Here is a 5,254-nt window from a genome sequence, read left to right on the forward strand (position 1 = left end):
ATCTGAAAGCAGGATCGTTCTACCCTTATGGTCCCTAAATTCCTTCATAAATTTAGGTCTTATTCCCGCCTAACGACCTGCATAACCTGCGCGGGCAACCACGCATGCCCAAAACCTGACGCGGCTAATCCGCGTCAGGTTCATGCGGTTGTTAAATGGGTTTTGTTATTCATTTTGTGGCTGAAGCAAAGGGTGGGACAATGTCGCAATGAGATTTGGCGCTCCTGAAAACAGGATTCCGTCCTGACGCCCCGGCCCGTGATCTCTATGCCGGTACTTGGACCAGCGCTCATTGCCCCACCGAATTTTGGTTTCTTTATTTCTGTTCTATTGTTTTCATTTTGCATTTAACGACTTAGGTCAGCGGTGGCTGTAAGCCATCCGCTGCAGTGACTTGTTAGGCAATGCGTTTATGCTCCTTTTTAAACGGGCGCTCTCCCTGTCTGGAGAAGGTGTGACCTCATTAAATACACACATGATCTTCTGTGGATGTTAATGTGATTATCGTCCCCCTCTTGGATAAATCTCCTCATTAAACCACCGTCGAAATTCTTTATAACTATTAAAGGTTTTCTCAAAGCGAATTGCTTTAAAATAACTTTTTATTTCATCGAGGTTCGCAAATGTCCTTTCCACTAATCTTGCATTATTCACAACACGCCATTTCCCATCTTCATCATATGCATTGAACATATGCCAATTCCCACTCTTTATGACAATGATCAGATTCTTTTTACCGACAGAGTCAAGCAATACGGAGACGACACCGGCAAGCATTTTACAGTCTCCATAACCGTCTTTTATGACATCTGTTACTTCCGGAGCAGGATCCCACGGATCGACATTTTTGAAATAAAGATTTTTTTCACTCCATTGGATGACATCATCCACTGTAGCCAACTTGGGCACCAGACTATCTGGTGATACATTTCCCTCGGTTCTCGGTGTTGTAGTCTGGCAAGCGAATGGAAAACTCAAGGCCAATACGAATAGAATCAGATATGTAATTCTTGCTCTCATAACTTCTTCCTTCATGCCTAACGACCGCAATGAGCGGCTGGCCTGAAGCGCAGCGGAAGGCCAGTCCGACTCGATTGCGTTGTTATGTGCTCTACATTACAGTTCACTTTCATCGATTCCTGCGATCTTCATGAGGTGTCTCAACAAGCCAATCTTGAGCGGGTTATTTCCATGTATGGGCACCGAGATTCGAGCGGGGTTTCCCACTTTGGCGTAGATGTGATGACCTCCCTTCGTTCTTCGCAATTCCCAGCCTTTCTTCTCGAGCAGCTTTGCGAAGTCCTTCCCTGAAATGGCTTTCACACTGCGATTTCCAGGACTCTGTCTTTTTCTGTTACCTTGACGTCTTTTATATCCACGGATAAGCAACCTTCGACTGCCTCGTAGATGTTTCCGAGTAGTTCGTCAAACGTCTCGCCCTGAGTCGCGCAGCCCGGAATGGAAGGTACTTCAGCCCAATAACCTCCCTCTTCCGCCTCGTGAATAATGACTTTGAGTTTCATGGAATCACCTCACTCGTGTTTTATAGAGCACATAACGATTGAAATCAGCGGTGGTTTCAAACCATCCGCTGAAGTGATTTGTTAGGCGTCTCTCATCTTTGTTAAAGATAATAATCATGAATAACCCCCGACCCCCTTATTGTTGGTTAGTATTCCTGAACAAGTATTAACCACCTGTCTTCTTGAGGAACCATATAGAAAACAAATTTGACCCCCATTACACTAAATTTTGCTGTGACAATAACTTTTGCTTTTTTACCACATTCACTGATTTCAATATTCGGCTTCTCGAAATTAAGTTCTCCCCATTGTTGCCACCTTTGGGGAATTATTTTTTTATATTCCTCCTTAGAGACAAAACGCCTATCGCCACCCGTCATAATTCTTGCATCATTGTGAAAACATGAAATAAAACCTTCTAAATCCCTCTTGTTCCAACTTTTCTCGAAGTTAGAAAGGACTTTTTTGATTTGCTCCTCTGCCACCTGGTTACTGAAAACGATCTGTGGAAGAAAAAATAGCACAAATAAATATATAAACGATAATTTCTTCATAATTATCCTCCTCTTAGTCAAGAACTCGGATTTCAGGTAAAATTTTTACATAGTCCTCTTTTGGAGTAATAACGTTTATCCCATGGAATCCCCGGAGAGTAGCATCCATCACGTAAAGTTTGCCGTCTTTATCCTTAAACTCTGAGGCAGTTTGTCCTCTATCTCCTATGTAAAACCCTGCAAAGAGAACGGTTTTTGCAGGGTATCCAGCTTTTCTGAGACAGTATGTTGCAAAAGCTGCATGTTGTGAACAGTTCCCGCGTTTCATGGAAAAAATTAAACTAGGAGAAGGGGTCCATCCTCCTTCGCTGACATCTTTCGAATATTTGAAGTGTGTTTCTAAATAAAAAGCTATCAGATTTGGGCTATGTAATCTGTCAGTTACAATCCCAAAATTCTTCCATCTTTTTGTATGCTTCCTGTGCCAATCCATCGCTCGCCCTAAAAATTGTTCTATGATTGCTTTTCCCCTTTCATTAAATACCGTCTTATCTTTTTTAAAGTCGTCTAATATCTATTTTTGTATTTCTTCATCACTATCGAACTTTTTTTTCACCAAATAGAACTCTTTTTTGAAATTTAAATTTAATATTATTTCAGAAATCTCATTTTTTGATAAGCAATGTGGTCCATATGCCATCCAAGCCTTTTTTAATAACTTTTCGAGAGAAAAGTTATCCAAAAGACTCGCATCGAGAACGCCATTCTCCGCCAACCAGAAAATTGCTTGCAGAGGAGAGCAATATTTCCTTATTTCAGGGTAACCCTCTTGATACAGTTCAGTCAAGCCATTTCAAACCGATGAGTATCTTTTAAATAGAGCTCTGCAATCACTTCCAGGGCAACAGCCTCAGACGCTGTAATTCCATCCTGGATTTCTGGCAGTTTCCCTATCTCCTTTACAAGCAGGGAGTTTTTATGACCCAATGCTGCGAACTTGTCTGGGAACGGTCCCAGATAAGGCTGATTCGGTTTTGTACGGGTAAGAGATGTACAGCCAGCGAAGAAAAAGATTAAGGCGAAACTAAAAAAAATAGGAATAACGTATCGGCGCATGGTGCTATTCTTTCTGTAGGTCTAACGATAGAGGTCAGCGGTGGCTGTAAGCCATCCGCTGGAGTGATTTGTTAGGCTATCAACTTGGATTTTTTTAAGGCAAATAGTCAAATCCAAGCCCATGAAAACCGTTTTAATATCATCCCTTATTGACATCACGGGCCATACCCAATAATGGGACCCCAGGACTTTAAATATGCCTCCTTTTCCACAATCCCTTTAGGATATGGGCTTCCGTTATCCATGATGTATCCTTTATTTTCTACTTCAAAATAACACACTCTGTGTCCTGTTGACACTCCTGTAGGGCTAACCACACGGACAATGTAAGCTTTATACCCAGCTTTTCTTAAGCAATATTCAGTAAACAAGGACACCCCAACGCAATCTCCGTATTTACGGGAAAATACGTCGTATTCGTTATTTTTCCCCTGTAAATTAACATATGAAAAATTTGCTCTTTCATAATAATCGATTAATTCCGGACTATTTAACCTCTCTGTAACTTCCCTGAAATCTTTCCATCTATTAATCCCCTTCCCTTTAAAAATCTTCTTATCTTCAAAAAGATTTAAATCGTATTTTATAATATTCAATATCTTGTTCAATTCTCTGGTATTGTACGATCCTTCGAGTAATTTCTTTGCAAATTCTTTATTTTTCATTGTTTGAAGAATTAAAATGGCTTCTTGTCTTGTAAATTCAGGACCAAAAATCCATGCTTGACCAAGTAATTTTTCAAGGGAATAATTTCTAATAGGGTTCTCTTCCCCTGTTATATCGACACTTTCCCCTAACCAAAATAAAGCCTGTAATGGAGAACAATATCTGCGATATTTTGGATTTCCAATTTTTAACATTTCATCAAAATACCTTCTTTCCTGCTCTGATGAAATAAGGTATAGATTAATAATCATCTAAAGGTCCAAGGCCTCTTTTTAGCTTATCTCGTCTTGAAATTCAGGTAATTTTCCAACCTCAAAAGCAAGATTTGGATTGATTTTATAAAATTTTTCAAAAAGGGAATGAACCCTTATTTCTACTGCTGATAAACTATTTTTTCTTATTATTATTTGTTCCTTGTCAATTTTAGGAAGCTCTTGGTTTATAGACGGAATGTTGTAAAGATAACTTCTATTCGGTTTAGTAATGTAAGTTGTACAGCCAAATAAAAATATGATCACAATGTTTAAAAATAATAATTTCCTCATACAATACACCTCCCTATATGATGTATTAGCCTAACGATTGAGGTCAGCGGTGGCTGTAAGCCATCCGCTGGAGTGTCTTGTTAGGCAGTCCTTTTTGCATTATTCCTGTAAATTCTATTATTTAACTTTGCCCCTAATGCAATGTGCCTGTGCGTTTTTTTTCCGATACGTTTTTATGCCAGCGGGAGCATTCTTATTTGAACTGGTTTATTTCTCCCCGAATAAAGAATTGAAGTGATTCGCTCAGCCTTGCTGCTTTTTGGGCCTGTAAAAAAAGAAATACCAAAAAACCAAGGAATGTCCACAAACCTGGTAATGAAAAGATCAGCAAGAAGCAGACTATAATATCCTCATAGGTAGCTGAGCCTTTCAAAAGGCTCAAAATGGCTACAAATAAACTTATGAAGATTCCAACGGCGATTGTTACTGAAATTTGGATTATTGAAGATTCGTAATGAATAATTGCATTAATAGCGGAGATTTTTTCTCCATTTTTTTTCTCCGGATTCTTATACAATCAATTCTGCCATTCTTGCTCGCGGAAACGAAAAAATAATTTGACCAGCTATTACCCAAATCATAAGGGAAGGGAAGAAAATCCATAACCAATAAGGCATCGGTATACTTGTGAGAAATGGAAGGAAAACCAAAGAATATATGTAAAAAATAATTGGACTCAAGAGACATTTAATGTCCTTACTTATCCAGCGAATAAGGATTAAATAAAAAAATATGATTAAAAATAGTAATCCAGCGGCCCAGTAAACGTTGTTATTCCACACTATCTTTTGAAAACCGAAGGAAAAATGAAAAAATCTTGATAGGATTGACTTAAACTGATCAAAAAAGATGAAGAAAGATAAATAAAATATAAAGAAGCCCATGCCGGAATAAAGACTGATAATTAAGG

The 5,254-nt window shown here is 38.8% G+C and carries 10 protein-coding genes; all 10 read right to left on the reverse strand.

What is annotated here, in order from left to right:
* Window positions 1–501 precede the first annotated feature (501 nt).
* Entirely contained in the window at window positions 502–1,050 is a 549-nt protein-coding gene (locus tag ACUVXA_RS15885; protein WP_445872262.1) for a hypothetical protein, read from the reverse strand.
* Window positions 1,051–1,116: 66 nt separating this feature from the next.
* Window positions 1,117–1,323, reverse strand: coding sequence for a type II toxin-antitoxin system HicA family toxin (locus tag ACUVXA_RS15890; RefSeq protein WP_445872263.1), 207 nt, complete (start codon window positions 1,321–1,323; stop codon window positions 1,117–1,119).
* Entirely contained in the window at window positions 1,320–1,523 is a 204-nt protein-coding gene (locus ACUVXA_RS15895; protein ID WP_445872264.1) for a type II toxin-antitoxin system HicB family antitoxin, read from the reverse strand. Before ACUVXA_RS15895 ends, ACUVXA_RS15890 begins: the two co-directional genes overlap by 4 nt.
* Before the next feature lie 146 nt (window positions 1,524–1,669).
* Window positions 1,670–2,077: a YybH family protein gene (locus tag ACUVXA_RS15900; RefSeq protein WP_445872265.1), complete on the reverse strand. Its 408-nt coding sequence runs from the start codon at window positions 2,075–2,077 to the stop codon at window positions 1,670–1,672.
* A 13-nt stretch (window positions 2,078–2,090) separates the two neighbouring features.
* Window positions 2,091–2,510, reverse strand: a complete 420-nt coding sequence (locus ACUVXA_RS15905) for a transglutaminase-like domain-containing protein (RefSeq protein ID WP_445872266.1) — start codon at window positions 2,508–2,510, stop codon at window positions 2,091–2,093.
* Between the two features lie 81 nt (window positions 2,511–2,591).
* Entirely contained in the window at window positions 2,592–2,864 is a 273-nt protein-coding gene (locus ACUVXA_RS15910) for a hypothetical protein (protein ID WP_445872267.1), read from the reverse strand.
* A complete protein-coding gene (locus ACUVXA_RS15915) occupies window positions 2,861–3,133 on the reverse strand; it encodes a hypothetical protein (protein ID WP_445872268.1) in 273 nt (90 codons plus the stop codon). Before ACUVXA_RS15915 ends, ACUVXA_RS15910 begins: the two co-directional genes overlap by 4 nt.
* Before the next feature lie 21 nt (window positions 3,134–3,154).
* The gene (locus ACUVXA_RS15920) at window positions 3,155–3,289 is read right to left on the reverse strand and encodes a hypothetical protein (RefSeq protein ID WP_445872269.1); all 135 of its coding nucleotides are present in this window, start codon (window positions 3,287–3,289) and stop codon (window positions 3,155–3,157) included.
* Window positions 3,289–4,050: a transglutaminase-like domain-containing protein gene (locus ACUVXA_RS15925; RefSeq protein ID WP_445872270.1), complete on the reverse strand. Its 762-nt coding sequence runs from the start codon at window positions 4,048–4,050 to the stop codon at window positions 3,289–3,291. The genes ACUVXA_RS15920 and ACUVXA_RS15925 overlap by 1 nt, the downstream gene beginning before the upstream one ends.
* A gap of 21 nt (window positions 4,051–4,071) precedes the next feature.
* The gene (locus tag ACUVXA_RS15930; RefSeq protein WP_445872271.1) at window positions 4,072–4,344 is read right to left on the reverse strand and encodes a hypothetical protein; all 273 of its coding nucleotides are present in this window, start codon (window positions 4,342–4,344) and stop codon (window positions 4,072–4,074) included.
* Window positions 4,345–5,254 lie beyond the last annotated feature (910 nt).

It is taken from the genome of Candidatus Jordarchaeum sp. (genome assembly GCF_052745115.1).